The organism is Pseudomonas sp. B21-023 (assembly GCF_024749165.1).
Classification (GTDB): Bacteria; Pseudomonadota; Gammaproteobacteria; order Pseudomonadales; family Pseudomonadaceae; genus Aquipseudomonas.
The window spans coordinates 2912505-2930855 of sequence record NZ_CP087190.1 but is presented as its reverse complement, the minus strand read 5'-3'; the positions used below and the strand labels follow the sequence as shown (position 1 = coordinate 2930855).

At 64.6% G+C, this 18351-nt stretch carries 19 protein-coding genes and 4 pseudogenes; 12 read left to right on the top strand and 11 right to left on the bottom strand.

The window, feature by feature from the left end; translation table 11 throughout:
• Window positions 1-2 precede the first annotated feature (2 nt).
• From LOY42_RS13205 to LOY42_RS26465, 4 genes and pseudogenes are all read left to right on the top strand, one after another.
• The gene (locus LOY42_RS13205; RefSeq protein ID WP_258601087.1) at window positions 3-539 is read left to right on the top strand and encodes a DUF3833 domain-containing protein; all 537 of its coding nucleotides are present in this window, start codon (window positions 3-5) and stop codon (window positions 537-539) included.
• Entirely contained in the window at window positions 536-841 is a 306-nt protein-coding gene (locus LOY42_RS13200; protein ID WP_258601077.1) for a DUF6482 family protein, read from the top strand. Before LOY42_RS13205 ends, LOY42_RS13200 begins: the two co-directional genes overlap by 4 nt.
• 8 nt (window positions 842-849) lie before the next feature.
• Window positions 850-2376 carry a cryptochrome/photolyase family protein gene (locus LOY42_RS13195; RefSeq protein WP_258601197.1) on the top strand — a complete coding sequence of 509 codons (1527 nt, stop codon included), beginning with the start codon at window positions 850-852 and terminating at the stop codon, window positions 2374-2376.
• Window positions 2373-2552 (top strand): annotated as a pseudogene (locus tag LOY42_RS26465) (DUF2256 domain-containing protein); the annotation flags it as partial. The gene LOY42_RS13195 and the pseudogene LOY42_RS26465, both read left to right, overlap by 4 nt.
• Here the strand turns inward: LOY42_RS26465 and LOY42_RS13185 are convergent.
• The 7 genes from LOY42_RS13185 to LOY42_RS13155 all read right to left on the bottom strand — a co-directional run bounded on the left by LOY42_RS13185 (window position 2493) and on the right by LOY42_RS13155 (window position 8000).
• Entirely contained in the window at window positions 2493-2981 is a 489-nt protein-coding gene (locus LOY42_RS13185; RefSeq protein ID WP_258601076.1) for a DUF2878 domain-containing protein, read from the bottom strand. The pseudogene LOY42_RS26465 and the gene LOY42_RS13185 sit on opposite strands and share 60 nt — an antisense overlap.
• 2 nt (window positions 2982-2983) lie before the next feature.
• A complete protein-coding gene (locus tag LOY42_RS13180) occupies window positions 2984-4243 on the bottom strand; it encodes a cyclopropane-fatty-acyl-phospholipid synthase family protein (RefSeq protein WP_258601074.1) in 1260 nt (419 codons plus the stop codon).
• The gene (locus tag LOY42_RS13175; protein WP_102681964.1) at window positions 4218-5027 is read right to left on the bottom strand and encodes a DUF1365 domain-containing protein; all 810 of its coding nucleotides are present in this window, start codon (window positions 5025-5027) and stop codon (window positions 4218-4220) included. The genes LOY42_RS13180 and LOY42_RS13175 overlap by 26 nt, the downstream gene beginning before the upstream one ends.
• A complete protein-coding gene (locus LOY42_RS13170; protein WP_214501688.1) occupies window positions 5024-6271 on the bottom strand; it encodes an NAD(P)/FAD-dependent oxidoreductase in 1248 nt (415 codons plus the stop codon). Before LOY42_RS13170 ends, LOY42_RS13175 begins: the two co-directional genes overlap by 4 nt.
• 6 nt (window positions 6272-6277) lie before the next feature.
• The gene (locus LOY42_RS13165) at window positions 6278-7030 is read right to left on the bottom strand and encodes an SDR family oxidoreductase (RefSeq protein WP_258601063.1); all 753 of its coding nucleotides are present in this window, start codon (window positions 7028-7030) and stop codon (window positions 6278-6280) included.
• On the bottom strand, window positions 7027-7449 hold the full coding sequence (locus LOY42_RS13160) for a nuclear transport factor 2 family protein (protein ID WP_258601061.1): 423 nt from the start codon (window positions 7447-7449) through the stop codon (window positions 7027-7029). The genes LOY42_RS13165 and LOY42_RS13160 overlap by 4 nt, the downstream gene beginning before the upstream one ends.
• Before the next feature lie 104 nt (window positions 7450-7553).
• Entirely contained in the window at window positions 7554-8000 is a 447-nt protein-coding gene (locus LOY42_RS13155) for a PAS domain-containing protein (protein ID WP_102681968.1), read from the bottom strand.
• Between the two features lie 147 nt (window positions 8001-8147).
• On the opposite strand from LOY42_RS13155, the gene LOY42_RS13150 reads away from it, so the two are divergent.
• Window positions 8148-9029: a MerR family transcriptional regulator gene (locus tag LOY42_RS13150; protein ID WP_258601059.1), complete on the top strand. Its 882-nt coding sequence runs from the start codon at window positions 8148-8150 to the stop codon at window positions 9027-9029.
• 124 nt (window positions 9030-9153) lie between these two features.
• Window positions 9154-9678 (top strand): hypothetical protein, encoded by a 525-nt coding sequence (locus LOY42_RS13145; protein WP_023630687.1) that lies wholly within the window; start codon window positions 9154-9156, stop codon window positions 9676-9678.
• 192 nt (window positions 9679-9870) lie between these two features.
• Here the strand turns inward: LOY42_RS13145 and LOY42_RS13140 are convergent, their stop codons facing one another.
• Window positions 9871-11658, bottom strand: a complete 1788-nt coding sequence (locus LOY42_RS13140; RefSeq protein ID WP_258601056.1) for a thiamine pyrophosphate-requiring protein — start codon at window positions 11656-11658, stop codon at window positions 9871-9873.
• Window positions 11659-11803: 145 nt separating this feature from the next.
• On the opposite strand from LOY42_RS13140, the pseudogene LOY42_RS13135 reads away from it, so the two are divergent.
• A pseudogene (locus LOY42_RS13135) lies at window positions 11804-12326 on the top strand (cupin domain-containing protein).
• A 17-nt stretch (window positions 12327-12343) separates the two neighbouring features.
• Here the strand turns inward: LOY42_RS13135 and LOY42_RS13130 are convergent.
• Window positions 12344-13444 carry a mechanosensitive ion channel family protein gene (locus LOY42_RS13130; protein ID WP_258601054.1) on the bottom strand — a complete coding sequence of 367 codons (1101 nt, stop codon included), beginning with the start codon at window positions 13442-13444 and terminating at the stop codon, window positions 12344-12346.
• 498 nt (window positions 13445-13942) lie between these two features.
• A pseudogene (locus tag LOY42_RS13125) lies at window positions 13943-14213 on the bottom strand (short chain dehydrogenase); the annotation flags it as partial.
• A 295-nt stretch (window positions 14214-14508) separates the two neighbouring features.
• Here LOY42_RS13125 and LOY42_RS13120 point away from each other — a divergent pair.
• The gene (locus LOY42_RS13120) at window positions 14509-14688 is read left to right on the top strand and encodes a hypothetical protein (RefSeq protein ID WP_309475692.1); all 180 of its coding nucleotides are present in this window, start codon (window positions 14509-14511) and stop codon (window positions 14686-14688) included.
• Window positions 14689-14854: 166 nt separating this feature from the next.
• Entirely contained in the window at window positions 14855-15235 is a 381-nt protein-coding gene (locus LOY42_RS13115) for a termination factor Rho (protein WP_258601052.1), read from the top strand.
• Between the two features lie 87 nt (window positions 15236-15322).
• On the opposite strand, the gene LOY42_RS13110 is transcribed toward LOY42_RS13115, so the two are convergent.
• Entirely contained in the window at window positions 15323-15541 is a 219-nt protein-coding gene (locus LOY42_RS13110) for a hypothetical protein (protein WP_050705559.1), read from the bottom strand.
• A 298-nt stretch (window positions 15542-15839) separates the two neighbouring features.
• Between LOY42_RS13110 and LOY42_RS13105 the strand changes: the two are divergent.
• The 3 genes and pseudogenes from LOY42_RS13105 to LOY42_RS13095 all read left to right on the top strand — a co-directional run.
• Window positions 15840-16469, top strand: a pseudogene (locus LOY42_RS13105) (RNA ligase family protein); the annotation flags it as partial.
• A 246-nt stretch (window positions 16470-16715) separates the two neighbouring features.
• On the top strand, window positions 16716-17861 hold the full coding sequence (locus LOY42_RS13100; protein WP_258601188.1) for an AAA family ATPase: 1146 nt from the start codon (window positions 16716-16718) through the stop codon (window positions 17859-17861).
• A gap of 152 nt (window positions 17862-18013) precedes the next feature.
• Window positions 18014-18322, top strand: a complete 309-nt coding sequence (locus LOY42_RS13095; protein ID WP_258601051.1) for a hypothetical protein — start codon at window positions 18014-18016, stop codon at window positions 18320-18322.
• Window positions 18323-18351: the final 29 nt, after the last annotated feature.

Genomic DNA, 18351 nt, shown 5'->3' with positions numbered 1-18351 from the left:
ACATGTACAAAGCCCTGTTATTGGCCGGGTGCCTGCTGCTGGGCAGCTGTGGCAATGTCGGCGTCGAGCACTATGCCGACGAGCAACCCAAGCTGGACCTGGCGGCCTTCTTTTCGCGTCCGGTGCAGGCCTGGGGCATGTTCCAGAAGCGTTCCGGCGAGGTGGTGAAGCGTTTTCACGTGCGTATCGACAGCCGCCGCGATGGCGACCGGTTGATCCTCGACGAGCAGTTTCTCTACAGCGACGGTACCCGACAGCGGCGCACCTGGACGCTGGTACCCGATGGCCCCGGTCGCTGGCGTGGCACCGCTGGCGACGTGATCGGCGAGGCCCGCGGCGAGGTGGCTGGCAATGCGCTGCGCTGGCGTTACCAGCTGGACCTGCCGGTTGACGGGCGGCACTGGCAGGTGGACCTGGACGACTGGATGTACCTGATGGACGACGACACCCTGATCAACCGCTCGCGCATGAGCAAGCTGGGCGTGGAGATCGGCCAGGTCACCCTGTTCTTCCGCCGCCTGCCGGAGGGCACGCGATGAATCTCAATACACTTTTCGATCAGGTCGGCGCCGGGAAGGTCCGGGCGCTGGAGCTGCTGTCGCTGGAAGGCGGTTTCTACCTGCTGCGGGCCATGGCCGACGCAGGGCCGGTCACGCTGAGCGACGATCACGGGCAGGCCCTGCGCTTTCGCTCCATCACGCAGTTGCGCCAGGTGCTGGCCGGGCTGCCGACGGTGCCGTGCATGCTGGTCCAGCACGTGGTACACGATGAAATGTGCGGGCAAGGCGACGGCCCCGTCGCGCCGCTGCGGGTGCCGGTGACGCTGGACGAGCAGTGGTAGCCTCGGCGATGCGCCTGGGCCTGGTGCTGGGCGACCAGCTGTCGTTCGAATTGGCGAGTCTCGCCGCGCTGGACCCTGCCCGCGATGCGATTCTGATGGCTGAAGTGGAGGGCGAGGCACGCTACGTGCCGCATCATCCGCAGAAGATCGTGCTTATCTTCAGCGCCATGCGTCATTTCGCCCAGGCGCTGAGGGCGCGTGGCTGGCATGTGCACTACGTCGAACTGGACGCCGACGGCAACAGTGCCAGCATTGCCGGCGAACTGCGTCGCTGGCAGCAGGCCCTGGGCGCCAGCGAGATCCACCTGACCGAGTGCGGTGAGTGGCGCCTGGAACAGACGTTACGGGAGGCAGGGCTACCGTTGGTGTGGCACCGCGACACCCGTTTCCTGTGCTCGCGAGAGGCTTTCGCACGCTGGGCCCAGGGCCGCACCCAGCTGCGCATGGAGCATTTCTACCGCGGCATGCGCAAGCGTTGCGGCCTGCTCCTGGAGCCCGACGGCAGCCCGGCGGGGGGCGCATGGAATTTCGATGACGAAAATCGCAAGCCGTTGGCGCGCGGTCTGCGAGGCCCGTTTCCGGCGCATTTTGAACAGGATGCCATTACCCGTGGCGTGGTGGCCTTGGTTCGCCAGCGTTTCAGCGACCATTACGGCGAACTGGATGGTTTCGACTATCCCGTGACTCATGCCGACGCTCAACAGCTATGGCGTCATTTTCTCGATTTCGGCCTGGCGGCGTTTGGCGACTATCAGGACGCCATGGCTGAAGGCGAGCCCTACCTGTTCCATGCGCGCATCAGCGCGGCGCTGAACATCGGGCTGCTGGACGTGCGCTGCCTGTGCGAGGAGGTGGAAGACGCCTGGCGCCGGGGCCGGGTGCCGCTCAACGCCGCAGAGGGCTTCATTCGCCAGTTGATTGGCTGGCGCGAGTATGTGCGCGGTATCTACTGGCTGCGCATGCCCGAATACGCCGGGCTCAACCGCCTGGGCAACACGCGTGGCCTGCCGGACTTTTACTGGACCGGGCAGACGCGCATGCGCTGCATGGCGCAGGCCATCGGACAGACCTTGCGCCTCGGTTACGCGCATCACATCCAGCGGCTGATGGTCACCGGCAACTTCGCCCTGCTGGCCGGAATCGTGCCCGCCGCGATCTGCCAATGGTACCTGGCCGTGTACATCGACGCGTTCGACTGGGTAGAACTGCCCAACACCCTGGGGATGGTGATGCACGCCGATGGCGGTTACCTGGGTTCCAAACCCTATTGCGCCAGTGGTCGCTACATTCAGCGGATGTCCGATCACTGCAAGGCCTGCAGCTTCAGGGTGGACAAGGCGGTCGGTGAAGACGCTTGCCCATTCAATGCGTTGTACTGGCATTTTCTCATTCGCCACCGCGCCCAGCTTTCAGGCAATCCTCGTCTGGCCTTGGTGTATCGCAGCCTGGACGGCATGGCGCCTGCCCGTCGCGAGGGCGTGTGGCAACGCGGCCAGGCGTTGCTGGCGCGGCTCGATGCCGGCCAGGACTTATGAAGAAGCAGCATCTTCCAAGCAAGGTATGCGCGGCATGCGGCCGGCCTTTCACCTGGCGCAAGCGCTGGGCGCGGTGCTGGGCGCAGGTGCGCTACTGTTCCGAACGCTGCCGCCGCTCAGCGCCGCGCGGCGAGGCGCACCAGCAAGGGCAGGGCCAGGGCCCAGACCGGTATCAGCAGCAAGCCCGTGGCCACGGGCCCCAGGGGCAAGGCGACATCGGCCAGCCCGGCACCGCTCAGGTACGCCAACGGGCCACCCAGCGCGCCGACTGACGCACCGCGCCAAAACGGCCAACCCGCCCAGGCCAGGCTGTGGCGCAAGCCGCTGGCCAGCACCAGCCACAGCAGCGCCAGCCACAATGGCAGTGGCCATGCCTCGAAACGAAAAATCCCAATTGCCCCCAGCAGGCCGTCCAGCATGCAACCGGCCAAGGTCACGCGTAACAGTGCGCCGACTTCGGTGCTGCGGGCCGGGCACAGTTTAAGGTGCACGGCCAGCCCCAGCGGCACCAGGAGCAATAGCCAGGGAACCTTGGCGCCCAGCACGCAGGCCCACCAGCCCACCTGCAGCCATAGCGCATTGGCGATCAGCCAGGCGCGGGGCATCGTCATTGCCCGGGCAACGGCGCCCGCCGCGCCTGGGGCGCCGCCCACAGCAGCTGGGCCACGCCGATGGCCCGTTCCTCGAAGCCGCCTTGGCAGTAGCACAGGTAGAACTCCCACAGGCGCTGAAAGGTCTCGTCGTAGCCCAGTGCCGCCAATGTGCCGCGCGCCTGGCGCAGGTTGTCGCGCCAATGCCCCAGGGTGAGTGCGTAGTCGACGCCGAAATCCTCCAGGTGCACGAGGTTGAGCGCGGTGCGACGGCTGGCGGTGTCCAGCAGCACGCTCAGCGAGGGCAGGGCGCCGCCGGGGAAGATGTAGCGCTGGATGAAATCCACCGAGCGCCGCGCCTGGGCGTAGCGCTGGTCACGGATGGTGATGGCCTGCAGCAACATCAGCCCGTTGGGCTTGAGCAGTGACGCGCACTGACGGAAGTACACCGGCAAGTAGCGGTGGCCTACCGCTTCGATCATCTCGATGGAGACCAGTTTGTCGAAAGTCCCCGTCAAGTCGCGGTAGTCGTCGCACAACACGGTCACCCGCTGCTCCAGCCCAAGGTCCTTCACCCGTTGCAGGGTATAGGTGTACTGCGCGTGCGACAGGGTCGTGGTGGTCACCCGGCAGCCGTGGCGGGTGGCGGCGTGGATCGCCAGGCTGCCCCAGCCGCAGCCGATTTCCAGCAGGTGATCCTGCGGACTCAGCTCGAGCTTCTGGCAGATGCGCTCCAGCTTGCGCCGCTGAGCCTGCTCCAGGGATTGTTCGGGGTGCTCGAACTGCGCGGCCGAATACATCATGGTCGGGTCCAGCAGTTGCTCGAACAGGGTATTGCCCAGGTCGTAATGGGCCAGGATGTTGCGACGGGCGCCTTGGCGGTTGTTGCGGTTGAGCCGGTGCAGCAGCCGCAGGGCAGGGCGGCCGAGGCGTGCCAGGCCGCCCTCGAGGGCGTCGAGCACATCGAGGTTGGCCACGAACAGGCGGGTGACCAACGCCAGGTCCGGGCTGCGCCAGTAACCATGGATATAGGCTTCGCCCGCGCCGATCGAGCCATTGCCGGCGATCAGGCTCCAGGCGGTGTCGTCGAGTATCTCCACCTCGGCCTGCAGCGCGCTGCCGGGGTCGCCGAACGTCCACTGGCGACCATGGCAGAGTAGGCGCAGATGGCCATGACGCAGCTTGCCCAGCTGGGCGAGCACGGCCTTGCGCGCCAAGCCGCCGAGCAGTGGCGCCAGGCCCGCGGACTTGCTAACGCTCAGGGTCGGATTGGACATGATCGGGGTCCTCGCAGGAGTGGCCGAGTGCCAGGTTGCCCCGGCTGGCGGTGTGGTCGTGGATGGGCGTGCGTTTGATGAACAGGCGCAGGGCTTGCCAGTAGATGGCCGAGACGGTGCGCAGGCTGATCCAGGGGAAGGCCAGGATGTAGTCGCGCACAGCCTTGCGATTCAGCGGCCGGCGCTTCAGGGCCAGGTCGGCCTCGAACACTTTCTGGCTGCCTTGCCAGTTCTCCATGTGGATGCGCATCTGTGCCTGGTCCAGGTGAAAGCGCACCCGATAGTCCATGTCCAAGGGCATGAACGGCGACACATGAAAGCGCTTGGCCATGGCGAAGGTTTTCGCCGGGTCGCCTTGCACCGGCAGCACATAGTGGAAACGCTGCCGCCACGGGGTGTTGCGCACCTCCAGCAGGATCGCCGCCAGATGTCCGTCGCGGTCATGGCAGAAATAGAAGCTCACCGGATTGAACGACAGCCCCCAGCAACGCAGCTGGGTCAGCAGGCACACTGGCCCGTCGGGCATTTGCCCCGTGGCCTGGCTCACCAGCAATCGCGCGGCCTGGGCCAGCGGCTGACCTTGGTGGGTGAGGCTCGGCAGGTAGTCGGTTTCCCGCCAGCAAAGCGGGGCCAGGCGCCAACGCCCCAGCCAGCGAGACAGGCCCATCAGCCAGGCTTGTTCGTCCAGATCCAGGTAGAACAGGCCGATCCGGTAACGAAAGGCATGGGGCCGCGGACTCAGGCGCCGATGACTGAGCCAGCCCAGGCACAGGCCACTGTTCACAGCTGCTCTCCGAAGTGCCTGGCCACCTGCAACGCACTGACCACGCCGTCCTCGTGGAAGCCATTGCCCCAGTAGGCGCCGCAGAAATAGCTGTGCTGTTGGCCTTGCAGTTGCGTTTGCCGAGCCTGCGCGGCGGATGCCGCCAGGCTGTACTGCGGATGGGCGTAGCTGAAGCGGGCGAGGATCTGCGCAGGGTCGATCAGCGCGGTCTGGTTCAGGCTGACGCAGAAGGTCGTCGGTGCCTGGATGCCCTGCAGGATGTTCATGTTGTAGGTCACCGCGGCCGGCGCCTGCTCGGGGCCGCCCAGGCGGTAGTTCCAGCTGGCCCAGGCGTTACGGCGGCGCGGCAGCAGGCGGGTGTCGGTGTGCAGCACCACATCGTTGTCGGCGTAGCCGATGGCACCCAGCACGGCACGCTCGTGCACGCTCGGCGCCTCCAGCAGCGCCAGGGCCTGGTCGCTGTGGCAGGCGAATACCACGTTGTCGAAGCGCTCGGTGCCGGCGTCGCTGACCAGGGTGACACCGCCTTCGTCGCGGCCGACCCGGTGCACCTTGCAGTCAAGGCGGATGCGTTCGGCGAAGGGTCGGCACAACGGGGCGACATAACTGCGCGAACCGCCCGCGACGACACGCCACTGCGGGCGCTGGTTCACCGACAGCAAACCGTGGTTGCGACAGAAGCGCACGAAGAACGCCAGCGGGAAGCCGAGCATATCGGCACGGGACATGGACCAGATGGCCGAGCCCATGGGCACGATGTAATGCTCAATGAAACGCGGGCCGTAACCGCGTTCATGAAGATAAGCGCCCAAGGTGGTGGTGGCGTCGATGCGCTGGTGCTCGAGGTCGGCGAGAGCCTGCCGGTTGAAGCGCAGGATATCGCGCAGCATGCCCCAGAAGCCCGGCGACAGCAGGTTGCGGCGCTGGGCAAACAACGTGTTCAGGTCGTGCCCGTTGTATTCCAGACCGCAGAGTGGATCATGCACGGAGAAACTCATCTGCGTCGGCTGCGAAGCGACTCCGAGCTGTTCAAGCAAACGGATGAAATGGGGATAGGTCCAGTCGTTGAAGACAATGAACCCCGTGTCGATGGCATGGCGCTCACCGCGCCACAGCACGTCGACAGTGTGGGTGTGGCCACCGACCCAGCCGGCGGCTTCGAATACCGTTACTTCGTGTTTGCGCGACAGCAGGTAGGCGCAGGTCAGGCCCGCGATGCCGCTGCCAATGATGGCTATACGCATGGTTGCTCAGTCCGTTTCTTGACGTGCCAGGCGCCGGCCCAATGCCAGGCGCGCCCGCGCCGGCAGCACTCCGAGCAGGCGCAATCCCCAGGTGAACAGGCGCGGAAAGTTTATTTCCAGGGGGCGACGCGGCAGCCGTCTGGCGATGTGCTGGGCGGCGCGCTGGGCCGACCACAGCTGCGGCATCGGGAAATCGTTGCGCCGGGTCAGTGGCGTGTCGACGAAGCCCGGGTTGACCAGCGTGACGTCGATGCCGGCTTGCGTCAGATCGATGCGCTGCGACTCCACCAGGTAGCGCACGGCGGCCTTGGACGCGCCATAGGCACCGGCCCGGGGCAAGGCCAGCCAGGTCACCGAGCTACCCATCACCACCAGGTGAGGACGTGCGCCGGCCCGCAGCAGGGGCAGGGCGGCCGCCAGGCAATGGCTGAGGCTCAGCAGGTTGGTGCGCATCACGCGCTCGACCAGCGCCGGATCGAACCGGCCGGGCTCCAGGTATTCGCAGGTCCCGGCGTTGAAAATCGCCAGGTCCAGTGCGCCCCAGGCCTGGCGAATGCGGGCTGCTATCTGCGTGACCTGCTCCGGATCGTCCAGATCACCGTTGGCCAGCAGCACCTGCCCGGGAAAGCGCTCGGCAAAAGGCACCAGTTGCTCGATCCGGCGACCGCCCAGGGCTACCTGATGGCCTTGCTCCAGCAGGCACTGCGCGAGCGCCGCGCCGATGCCGCTGCTGGCACCGGTCAACCAGCAGCGGCTCATGCCAACCGCCCCTTGAGCCAGCGAATCGCCCCGCCCATCAGCGGAACATGCTCGTAGAGCAGGGCGCCTGCGTCGAAGAAATCCTGGTGGAAATGCACCCGATCATGCCATTGCAGGTAGCTGCAGCCTTGCAGGGAAACCGGGCGACCGCCGGCCAGCCGGGGGTGACGAAACTGCAGGGTCCAACGCAGGTACCCTTGCCCGGTCTTCACCTCGTCGACACCAGAGAAGACATAACGGATGTCATGGGCGTTGGCGTACAGCTGGGCGAAATAGGCCCGCAGGTCGCTTAGCCCATCAATCTGATGCAGCGGGTCGCGGAAAGTGACGTTCTCGCTGTACAGGTTTTCCAGCGCTTCGAGGTGCTCTCCATCGAGCTGGGCGAAGCGCTCGGCGAAATTCTGCAGGTACGTTGACATGCTCGGCTCCGGGAAATCCTGTACAACCGGTATTTTTTGTACAGGTATAAACGAAGCCTACGTTTAAATCTGTACAAGTCAACGTTCTTGTACAGATATTTTGCTCAGAGACCGGCCGCCGCCAGTTGGCGACGCAGGTCGGCGACCTCGGTTTCCAGCTCGCGCACCCGCTCCTCGGCGGCGATCTGCGCCGAGACATCGTGTTGAATTCCGATGTAGTAAGTCAGCTGGTCCGCCTCGTTACGCACCGGGGTGATGGACAATTCGTTCCAGAACAGGCTGCCGTCCTGGCGATAGTTGCGCAGCACCTGGCGGCAGGGTTGGCCCTTGCGGATCGCCTCGCGGATCGCGGCGATGCCCGACTGTTGCCGATCCTGGCCCTGAAGAAAGCGGCAGTCCTGGTAGAGAATATCGTCCGCGCAGTAGCCGGTGAGGCGCTCGAAGGCAGGATTGGCGTAGATCAGGATGCTTTCTGGGCCCTCCTGCTCGGCGACGACGATGCCATCGTTGGAGTGCTCGACCATCAGTTGCAGGAGTTTTGCGTTGATCATTGGGGACACCCATGGAAAGCCTAAGCGGTATGACGGGCGCAACGGTACAAAGCGCCGGCGCGATTCGCTACATAATGGCCTACCTGAGCTCGCCGCAGAAAGAGCGTATGGGTTTAGAATGTGCCATCTTTCCGACGATCCCTCCTGATGACCGAAGCCATCTCACCCGATTTATTGCCCATGCGCGACGTGGTCAGCCTGACCGGCATCAATCCGGTGACCTTGCGCGCCTGGGAGCGCCGCCACGGGCTGATCCGCCCGCAGCGCACCGACGGTGGCCATCGCCTGTACACGCCCGGCGACGTGCAGCGCATCCGCGACATCCTGCACTGGACTGCCAACGGCCTGCCGATCAGCAAGGTCGGCGAAATGCTCGCCGCCCAGCGCCAGGCGCCCGTGCAGCTGGACTCGGCCTTCCACGACTGGCGCGCCACTGTGAAACGGGCGGCGATGGCATTCGATGCACGGGCGCTGGAAGGTGTCCATGGCCAGCTGTTCACGCTCCTGCCCAAGGCTACCGTGCTGCGTGAGGTGCTGCTGCCGGTGTGGCAGGAAATGGCGGCAGGCAGGGCCTTCGGGGAACGCAGCCAATGGTTGTTCCTCGACACCTTCCTGCGCGCCCGCCTGCTGCTGCGCCTGCAGATGAACCAGGCCGATGCGCCAAGGGTGCTGCTGGCCGGTACCGAGGGGCATGCCGAACTACCGTTGCTGTGTACCGGCCTGCTGCTGAGCGCCGAGCAACAGCGCGTCGACGTGCTCGGCTGCGGACAGCCGTTGGAGGAACTTCCGCTGGTGTGCGCGGCAACCCTGCCGGCAGCGCTGGTGATCGCGGTGCAAGGGCCGGTGAACGCCGGCCTGGCCAGGCGGCTGCGCGCATTGCAGATGGAGATTGCCTGCCCGATGGCCCTGACCGGGGTGGCGGGTTCGCAAGCGGTGTTGCAGGGCATTCCGCTGCGTGTGCTGGACGAGCAGGGGGATGATGTGGCGGGGATGCTCAACGCCTTGCTCAGGGGCGCCCTGGATCTCTGAAAGCAGGGCGGCGGTGCCGATTTGGTCAACGCCAAACAGAATTGAATTTTGCCCTGCATGAGCGGTTCTACCACAGCGAGCTCCTCGATTCTTCTTGCCCGGAGCCTGACCGCAGGAGAACCGAGTGCCTAGAATCATCACCCCATCGACCCCCGAACACGAAATCACCGAACATAACGCCAGGATGTTCGGCTCGCCCAAGGAGCGCCTGGACTTCTACCGGCGTGAGATCCAGTACGAAACCAGCATCCTGGCCAATCGCACGGACGCCTATCTGGCAGCCCAGTCGTTTCTGGTCATCGCGTTCGTCTCATCCATGGGCAACCTCAATCAGGGGTGGGGCGAGATGTTCACCCTGATCGTGCCTGCGTTCCTTGCCTTGCTCGGAGTATTGAGTTCGCTCAATGCCTGGCCAGGCATTCGGGCGGCGTACAACATCATCGATCACTGGCAACTCAAGCAGAGCCACTTGCTGCGCAGCGAGCCCTTGATGGGGCTGGCCTACGACGAGTCCCCCCTGTTCTGCGAGGCCGAAACCTCACGTGCGGGGCATCGCAAGTCATTGCTCTTTTCACTGCGTACCCCGTGGATCTTCCTGGTGTTCTGGGTGCTGCTGGGTAGTTATTCGGTGTATATCCAGCTGGCGTGAACAACCCAAAGCATGGCCCCGGCTCGATGCAGGCTGGGGACGAGGGGGCCATGCGCCAATGTCAGCGCCCCAGCGCTGCGATCAACTGCTCGTTGAAGACGGGGATATCGTCGTGTCTCCTTTTTTGATAGGTCTGAAAGGGCAGGCCTCGGGCCTGGCGTGAAGTTCCAGCGGATTCCCGGAAGGCTGGCATCACCTCTTGCCAGGCAGCACCGCACCCAGTACCTGCTTGGCCGTCTGCACGATCACTCCGGCCTCGTCAGGGTCGCCCTTGAGTAGGGTGCTGGCGAATTTCTTCGCCTGCTCCAGCTTGATGTGCGGCGGTAGCGGGGGCACGTTGGGGTCGGTCTTGAATTCGATCAGCACCGGGCGGTCGGCGGCCAGGGCCCGTTCCCAGGCGCTGGCGACCTCGTCCTCGCGCTCGACGAAGATGCCCTGCAGGCCGATGGAAATGGCAAACAGGTGGTAGGGCACGTCGGGTATGGACTGGGAGGCCTCGAACTTCGGGTCGCCTTCCATGACCCGCTGCTCCCAGGTGACCTGGTTGAGGTCCTCGTTGTTGAACACCGCGCAGATCCACTTGGGGTTTTCCCATTGCTGCCAGTACTTGGCCACGGTAATCAGCTCGGCCAGGTTGTTCATCTGCATGGCACCGTCGCCCACCAGGGCAATCACCGGGCGTTGCGGGTAGGCGAACTTGGCGGCGATCGCATAGGGTACGGCGGCGCCCATGCATGCCAGGCCGCCGGACAACGAACACTGCATGCCTTGGCGGATCATCAGGTCACGCGCGAACCAGTTGGCGCAGGAACCGGAGTCGCTGGTGATGATGGCCGCATCCGGCAGGCGCGGGGAGAGCTCGTGCACCACCCGCTGCGGGTTGATCGGGTCGGCCTTGGCCAGGGCGCGTTTTTCCAGGGTCTTGTCCCAGCGTGCGCGCCAGCCTTCGATCTTCTTGCGCCAGCGCCTGTCGGGCTTGTGTTCGAGCAATGGCAACAGCGCCTGCAGGGTTTCGCCGGTGTCACCGACCAGGTTGACCTCCATCGGGTAGCGCAGGCCGAGCATGTCGGGCTGCAGGTCGATCTGCACGCCGCGGGCCTGGCCTTCCTTGGGCAGGAACTCGGAATAGGGAAAGCCGGATCCGATCATCAGCAAGGTGTCGCATTCAGTCATCAGCTTATAGCTGGGCTCGGTGCCAAGCAGGCCGATGGAACCGGTGACCCAGGGCAGGGTGTCCGGCAGCACGGCCTTGCCCAGCAGCGCCTTGGCCACGCCCGCCCCAAGCTTTTCGGCCACCGCCTCCACCTGTTCGCTCGCCTTCAGGGCGCCGGCACCGACCAGGATGGCCACCTTGCGCCCGGCATTGAGTACGTCGGCGGCCTGCTGCAGGTCAGCCGTGTAGGGCAGTACCCTCGGCTTGCTGTAGCCGACGCCGGAGTGCACGGTGCCATGAGCCCTGGCGGGCGCTTCATAGGGCAGGTCCTGCAGGTCATTGGGCAGGATGATCGCGGTTACCCGGCGCTCGCCCACGGCCGTGCGCACCGCGCGGTCGAGCAGGTGGCGTACCTGGGCAGGGGTGGACGCCTGCTGCACGAACGCCCCGGCCACATCCTTGAACATCGACAGCAAGTCCAGCTCCTGCTGATAGTGCCCGCCCAGCGCCGCCCGTGCCTGCTGGCCGACAATGGCCAGCACCGGCTGGTGGTCCATGCGCGCATCGTACAGCCCGGTGAGCAGGTGCGAGGCACCGGGGCCCGAGGTGGCGATACATACGCCCAGCTCACCGGTGAACTTGGCGTGGGCGCTGGCCATGAACGCGGCCATTTCCTCATGGCGGGCCTGAATGAACGCGATCTTGCCGTTGGCCCGGTTCAACGCGCCGAACACACCGTTGATGCCGTCGCCCGGGTAACCGTAGATACGCCGCACGCCCCACTGGTACAAACGCTCGACCAGGAAGTCACCTACCGTCGTTGTCATCGTCGTGTCCCTGTCAGTGATGGATAGGGTCTGGACTGGGCCGCGAAGGGGAAAGTTTCACTGGATGTACCTGGTCGCCCGGCAGGAACCTCGACGCTGGCAGCGGATTCTCAAGGGTATCGCCCAACCTCATCGCGAGGCCCTCATGCTTGCCCTCGACAGCACCACCCAGCCGCAGAAGACGCTGCATTTCGCCGATGACGGCGCGACGCCGAACAGCCGCTTCGCCGTGTTGCTCTACCGCCTGCGCCTTGCACCGGCCGAGGACAACGCCGGCGCCTTCGAGGCGTTGTTCGCCGCTCACCAATGGACGCCGTTGTGGCGCCGGCATTTTCGACTACCAGCATTTCCACCCCAATGCCCATGAGGTGCTGGGTGTCGCCTGCGGGCAGGCGCGGGTGACACTGGGCGGCGCGGGCGGCCAGACGTTGACCGTGAGAGCGGGCAATGTCCTGGTGCTGCCGGCCGGCACCGGCCATTGCTGTGTCGAGCACAGCGAGGACTTCTTGGTGGTGGGGGCTTATCCGCTTGGGCAGGAGAAGTACGATATTCAGCGGCCCGAGGACGGCGCGCACGACCAGGCGCTGGCGCGCATCGCCGCCGTGCCCCGGCCAGCGCAAGATCCGGTGACCGGCGCACGAGGCGCCCTGATGACGCTATGGCGCTGATCACCGGCCAAAGGCGTTCAGGCCTCTTTGAGGCGCAGCATGTCTTCCTGGGGTAAAGCGGTGACCTTGATCGCCTGCACCGGCACGGCAAACTTGGCGCCGATCCTGGAGAAACGCTCCAGCAGATGGAAATTGATGGCCTGCTGGATATCCATGTACAGGTTGTAGCCGGGGTCCTTGACAATATACACGCACTCGAATTCCAGCGCCTCCTTGCCGAAGCCGCGCAGGTGCGCGCGGTCGAAGCGCGCCTGGCCCTGTGCCTTGATCGCTTCCTCGATGATGCCGGGTGCCTTCTTCACGGCATCGGTGGGGGTGTCATAGGACAAGCCGAACTCGAAGACGATGCGTCGCTCCTGCAAGCGCTTGTAGTTCTGGATGGTGCTGCTGATCATGCTGGCATTGGCCATGACAATCTGCTCGCCGCCCAGGCTGCGGATCCGCGTGGTCTTCAGCCCAACATGCTCTACCGTGCCGGCCAGGGGGCCGACGACGATGAAGTCGCCCACCTCGAAGGGCTTGTCCACGGCGATCGACAGCGAGGCGAACAGGTCGCCGAGGATGTTCTGCACCGCCAGCGCCACGGCGATGCCACCCACGCCAAGGCTGGCGACGAAGGCAGTGATGTTCACCCCCAGGTTGGACAGCATGGCCAGCACCACCACCGACCACAGCAGTACCCGGGCGCCCCAGGCCGAAAGGGTGGCCAGCGCGCTGCCTTGGTTCAGCCCCTCGTTGCCGTGCCGGGCGAAATAGCGGCGCAGGCCCAGGGCGATGGCGCGGTTGGCCCATAGACCGATCTGCAGCGCCGCCACCACGAACCACAGGCTGCCCACCCGGGCCAGCCAGCGCTCAGGCAGGTCGAGCATACCCAGGCCCACCAGCAGGGAGGCGAGTAGCAGCAGGGCATTGCTGGTGCCGCCGAGCACCTTGGCCAGCACCTGGCTGAACGCGCCGTCGTGTTCGGACCAGCGGCGCACCCGCCGCTGCACGAAGCTGATCGCCGCCCGCGCCGCGACAAAGGTCAGGGTGGTGACACCCAACGCCAGCAACAGGTTGAGGATGGAGATACCGAATAGCGTGGTATCGGTGAAAAGTTCAATGATGCGGTCATTCATGAGTGGCTCGCCTCCTGGTTGCCCTCGGTGATGTGCAGCGTCCTTTCATGGGACGTCGAGGTGCGGCCAGAGGTCGATCGGATTTTCCCGAGCGGGTTTTCGGAACGTCTTGACCCTGCCAGCGCTCCACCGCGTTACATGGCTTGTCCACTTCGGATACACCATCCCAAGGAATTGCGTGCGCGCCTGACCGGCAGCTTTACGCTGATCTTCAAGCCTCACATGGCAGTGAGTGACAGACGCAGACCAGGGTAGGGCGCACGCGTGCCTGGTCCGCCTACTGCCGCTTGCGTTCAAGTGCCGCCAGCACCCAGCCCGCCACGAATCCCAGGGCCAATGCGGTTGCCAGGATGGCTGCGGGGTGGCGTTGCAGGCGCTCGACACCCGCCAGCAGACGCCGCCCCTGCACCGCTGCGAAGGCTGGGGCTTCAGGTGTCGATGGCCGCTGTCCGGGCTGTTCGACTTCACCGGCCCCCTCGTCAGGGGGCCAATGCTTGAGGCGCGACACTGCCAGGAGAGTGCCGTCCGCCAGGGTCAATACCAGGTCCTTGATCTCGCCGGCGATGCGGTTCGCGAACACCGGCTCGCCCGTGGCATCGAGGTTGTCATAGATGAATCGCCGCCCCTCCAGCCACCCCACGGCGGTCAGCAGTTCCGGCCCCAGGTAGTACTTGCCGTCGAGGAAGAAGCCGGTGAACGGATGCACCCGCTCGAGGTTGTCCACGGCATAGCGTTCTCCCGGCTTCATGCCGGTGGCGGGATCGATCATGGCTGCACCCTCCGTGTGGCTGTAGCGCGAAAAACACGGCCGTCCTTATCCAGGTCGACCGGATCCGGAAGCCTATCGATACGGACATCGCGGGTACCGCGACAGATCAAAGCTCTCATGGGTTGGATCTCCTGCGCACTGTGGTGACGGGTCTATGCAGGGGAAGCCAGGGAGCGCGGTAAAGTTCAGGCGCAGATCACCAGTGGCATTGCGTTGTGGTGACCATCCAGGCGGCTGGACGGAACCTCGTACGGCGCGCAGCCATCTTCCGTAAAAGAAAGCAGGGCGGCCCGCGATGAATGCCTTCAGCGACCCGATGACCCCGGCGCAATGCCGGCTGGCAGCAGTCAACCGCTGGTTCGACACCTACGACAACCACGCCCTGCGTCGGCATTGTCCAAGCACCTACCACGACGAACTGTTGCGCCAGGCCGATGAGATGGATCGGCAGCGGTTGATCGACTGGACCGAGTAGCGCGACCTGCGCCGGCTTGCCGATCGTGCGTTCGTTAAGGCGGTGGCAGGTGCGGACTATCACGTTGAATAGAACCTGCGGTGGCCGACCATTCGTCCTGTCGATCGCACTTCGGGCGTGGCAATCATTTCAACCGTTCAGCCAAACTCACTCAGGAGTGAACGACATGCCCCGTGGAGACAAAGGCAAGTACACCGAGAAACAGAAGCGCAAGGCCGAGCACATCGAGCAAAGCTACGAGCACAAGGGCCTGTCCACGGACGAGGCCGAGGCTCGCGCCTGGGCTACCGTCAACAAGCAGTCCGGCGGCGGTGACAAGGCCGGTGGGTCGGGCAGCAAGACATCGCCGAGCGAAAAGAAGACAGCACGCGCCGATTCGGCCAAGCGGGCGGCGCAAACGCGTCAGGGCCATGCGCGTGAGTCAGGTGCGTCACTGGGTACGCAAACCAAGGAAAGCCTCATGAAAGAGGCGCGAAGCAAAGATATCAAGGGGCGTTCGAGCATGACCAAGGCGCAACTGGTCGAGGCACTGCGCAATAAAGGCTGAGGCGGTACTGATCGGCCGATAACGGTTCCAGGCTTGGAGGAGGGCGGCCATGCGCTGCGAGGCGAGGTGCCTAGCCGCCCGGATGCTTCAGTCCTTGCTGGCGTTGAGCTTGCGCAGCTCTTCGTAAGTGGCGGACTGGACGAACCAGAAGCCGGAGACGATGCACCATCCGAGGCTGCCGGCCACGAAGACACCCAGGGCTGGCAGGAATCCGCCGGTGAACAGGGTGATGAGCGCGAACAGCCAGATAACGGCCAGGGAGATGTAGAGAACGATGTTGTTGACGCTGATGACGAAGTCTTTCACGAAGCGTATTCCTTGCGGGATATCAAAAAATTGCCCCTCCAGGGGCGCGCAGATGCTATCACATTGCTGCTATTGAGGGCTTGACCCACGACTGATACCTGCTGTTGAATATGTGCCCTCGAATCCCCGCAACCTTTCCCCAAAGTGGTGAAGCCAGTGCCCTGCGCCATCAAACACGCCTGATACCGACGACGGTCCATCGTGCCTGATGGCTGCCCGTGCTTGCGCGCGGCGGCGCTTCATCCTCGTACCTGCCTGATCCTGTCGTCGGTTTTTCCCTATTTCCAAGGAGAAACCCATGAACATGGATTTTCGTGCCGACGCACATTCCCTCGAACTGCTCAAATACCCCCGCACAGCGCATCTGCAAGGCTCGCGTCTGCAGGACGGCGACAGCGATGCCGGCCAGGTGGCCTATGGCTCGTTGGTTGGCCAATGGCTGGTGGTGGAAGAGAAACTCGACGGCGCCAACGCCGGCATCAGCTTTACCAACGGCGGCGAGCTACGCCTGCAATCGCGTGGCCATTACCTCAGCGGCGGTGGTCGCGAGCGCCAGTTCAACCTGTTCAAGCAATGGGCCGTGGCCCACGAGCACTGGTTGCTGGAGCGTCTTGAAGACCGCTTCGTGCTGTATGGCGAGTGGCTGCACAAGAAGCACTCGGTGTTCTACGACCACCTGCCGCATTTCTTCTGCGAGTTCGACGTGTGGGACCGCGCTACAGGCCAGTTCCTGTCCACCGCGGCGCGCCGACATCTGCTCGCGGACGGCCCGGTGCTGTCGGTACCGGTGCTGTACGAAGGCCCGGCACCGCGCCGCTACGCCGAGCTGATGGCATTGCTCGGCGACTCGCTGGCCAAGACCGCGCGTTGGCGCGAAGTGTTCGAGCAGGTGGTACGCCGCGAAGGCCTCGACCTGGCCCGCGCCTGGCGCCAATGTGACCGCTCGAGCCGCATGGAGGGGCTGTACCTGAAGCTCGAAGACGAGCGCCAGACCCTGGGCCGGCTCAAGAGTGGGTGCGCCAGGACTTTGTCCAGGCCATCCTCGACGCCGACCAGCACCATGCCAACCAACCGTTCATACCCAATCAACTGGCCGCCGGTGTCGATCTCTACGCACCGCGCCTGTCCCTGGACTGGCACGGCGAACGCCGCGGCGACTGTGGAGCTTCCTGAAATGGATATTCGACAACTGCAACAACTGGTGCCCGACCCTGGGCGCGACATGGACAGCGCCGCTTGCCTTGCGGCCATCCCGGCCCTGGCACGCCTGGCCGACACCCCACAGGATCCGACCTATCACGCCGAGGGCGATGTGTGGGTCCATACCCGGCTGGTGGTCGAAGCGTTGCTGGCGCAGAGCGCCTACCGCGACGCCAGCGCCGAGCAGCGCTTCGTGCTGTTCTTTGCAGCCCTGCTGCATGACATCGCCAAGCCCGACACCACGGTGATCGACCCGCAGACCGGGCGCATCGGCCAACCCGGCCACTCGCGCCGAGGCTCGGTGGATGCACGCCTGCTGCTGTGGCGCGCTGGCGTGCCGTTCGCGCTGCGTGAACAGATCTGCCGGATCATCACTGTGCATCAATTGCCGTTCTTCGCCTTGCAGGGCGACCGCAGCGGACGCAGCGCGGAGTTTCTGCTGCACAAGCTGTCGTGGGAGCTGCCGGTGTGGATGCTCTGCGCCGTGGCCGAGGCCGACATGCAGGGCCGCCACTATGCCGGCAAGGCCGATGTTCTGACCGCCATCGAACTGTGGCGCGAACTGGCCGCAGAGGAGGGGTGTTTGTACGGCCCACGGCCGTTTGCCGACGACTACACGCGTATTCAGTACCTGCGTGGCGCCCGCGTGCACCCTGACTACGCGCTGCACGAACCCCAGGGCTCCCAGGTGGTGATGCTCTCCGGCCTGCCGGCCAGCGGCAAGGATACCTGGACCGCCCGACACCACCCAGACCTGCCGGTGGTGTCGTTCGACGACGCGCGCCAGGCCCTGGGCCTGCGCCACGGCCAGAACGAAGGCGCGGCCGCGCACTACGCCATCGACCGGGCCAAGGCGCTGTTGCGCGAGCGCAGGCCCTTCGTGTGGAACTCGACGCACCTGTCGGCGCAGATGCGCAGCCGGACGCTGGACTTGCTGTACGGCTATGGGGCGCAGGTGGAGATCGTCTATCTGGAGCGGCCGGAGGACGAGATCATGCGGCGGAACCAGCGACGCGATACGTCGCTGCGCAATGACGATATACGGCGGATGATGTTCAAGTGGGAGGTGCCGTTGCCGACCGAGGCGCATCGGGTGAGGTATGAGGTGGAGACGGGGTGATTCGCACCCGTTCAATCAGTAGTTCTCCGCTGGACACCAAACTGCTTGGTTTCGGAGCGAGATATGCCTCACTGAAGAAAGTCACCCTATTTTTGGACCGCATGGCTAGGTAATTTTGTCTCGCAGGAACCCACCTATAGAGAGGCATACCCATGAAAAGCAAAGTCAGTCGTGCAGCACAAGCATCGGAGTCGGTGTATCACGCCGGCGGAGAGCACTACCATTTCAATATGGCCTGCCTGGAGAACGGTGAGGCCCGCGTTTTGGCTTTTATGCAGGATGAAATCAGGGAACGTCAGCAGCTGTCGTTTGAGGATTCAGCCGTTGCTGCCGCATCCGAATTCAAGATGATGAAGCGGCTCGAATCTGGGGAGGGCCGCTTCAAGGCAATCCGGGAGCGTCTCTCAGCGTCCGAGCCTAGGTCGGCTCACACAACTCTTGTCCAAGGGCTGTTGGCATAGCCCCGAGAGCCGCCCTTTAAAAACGGGCG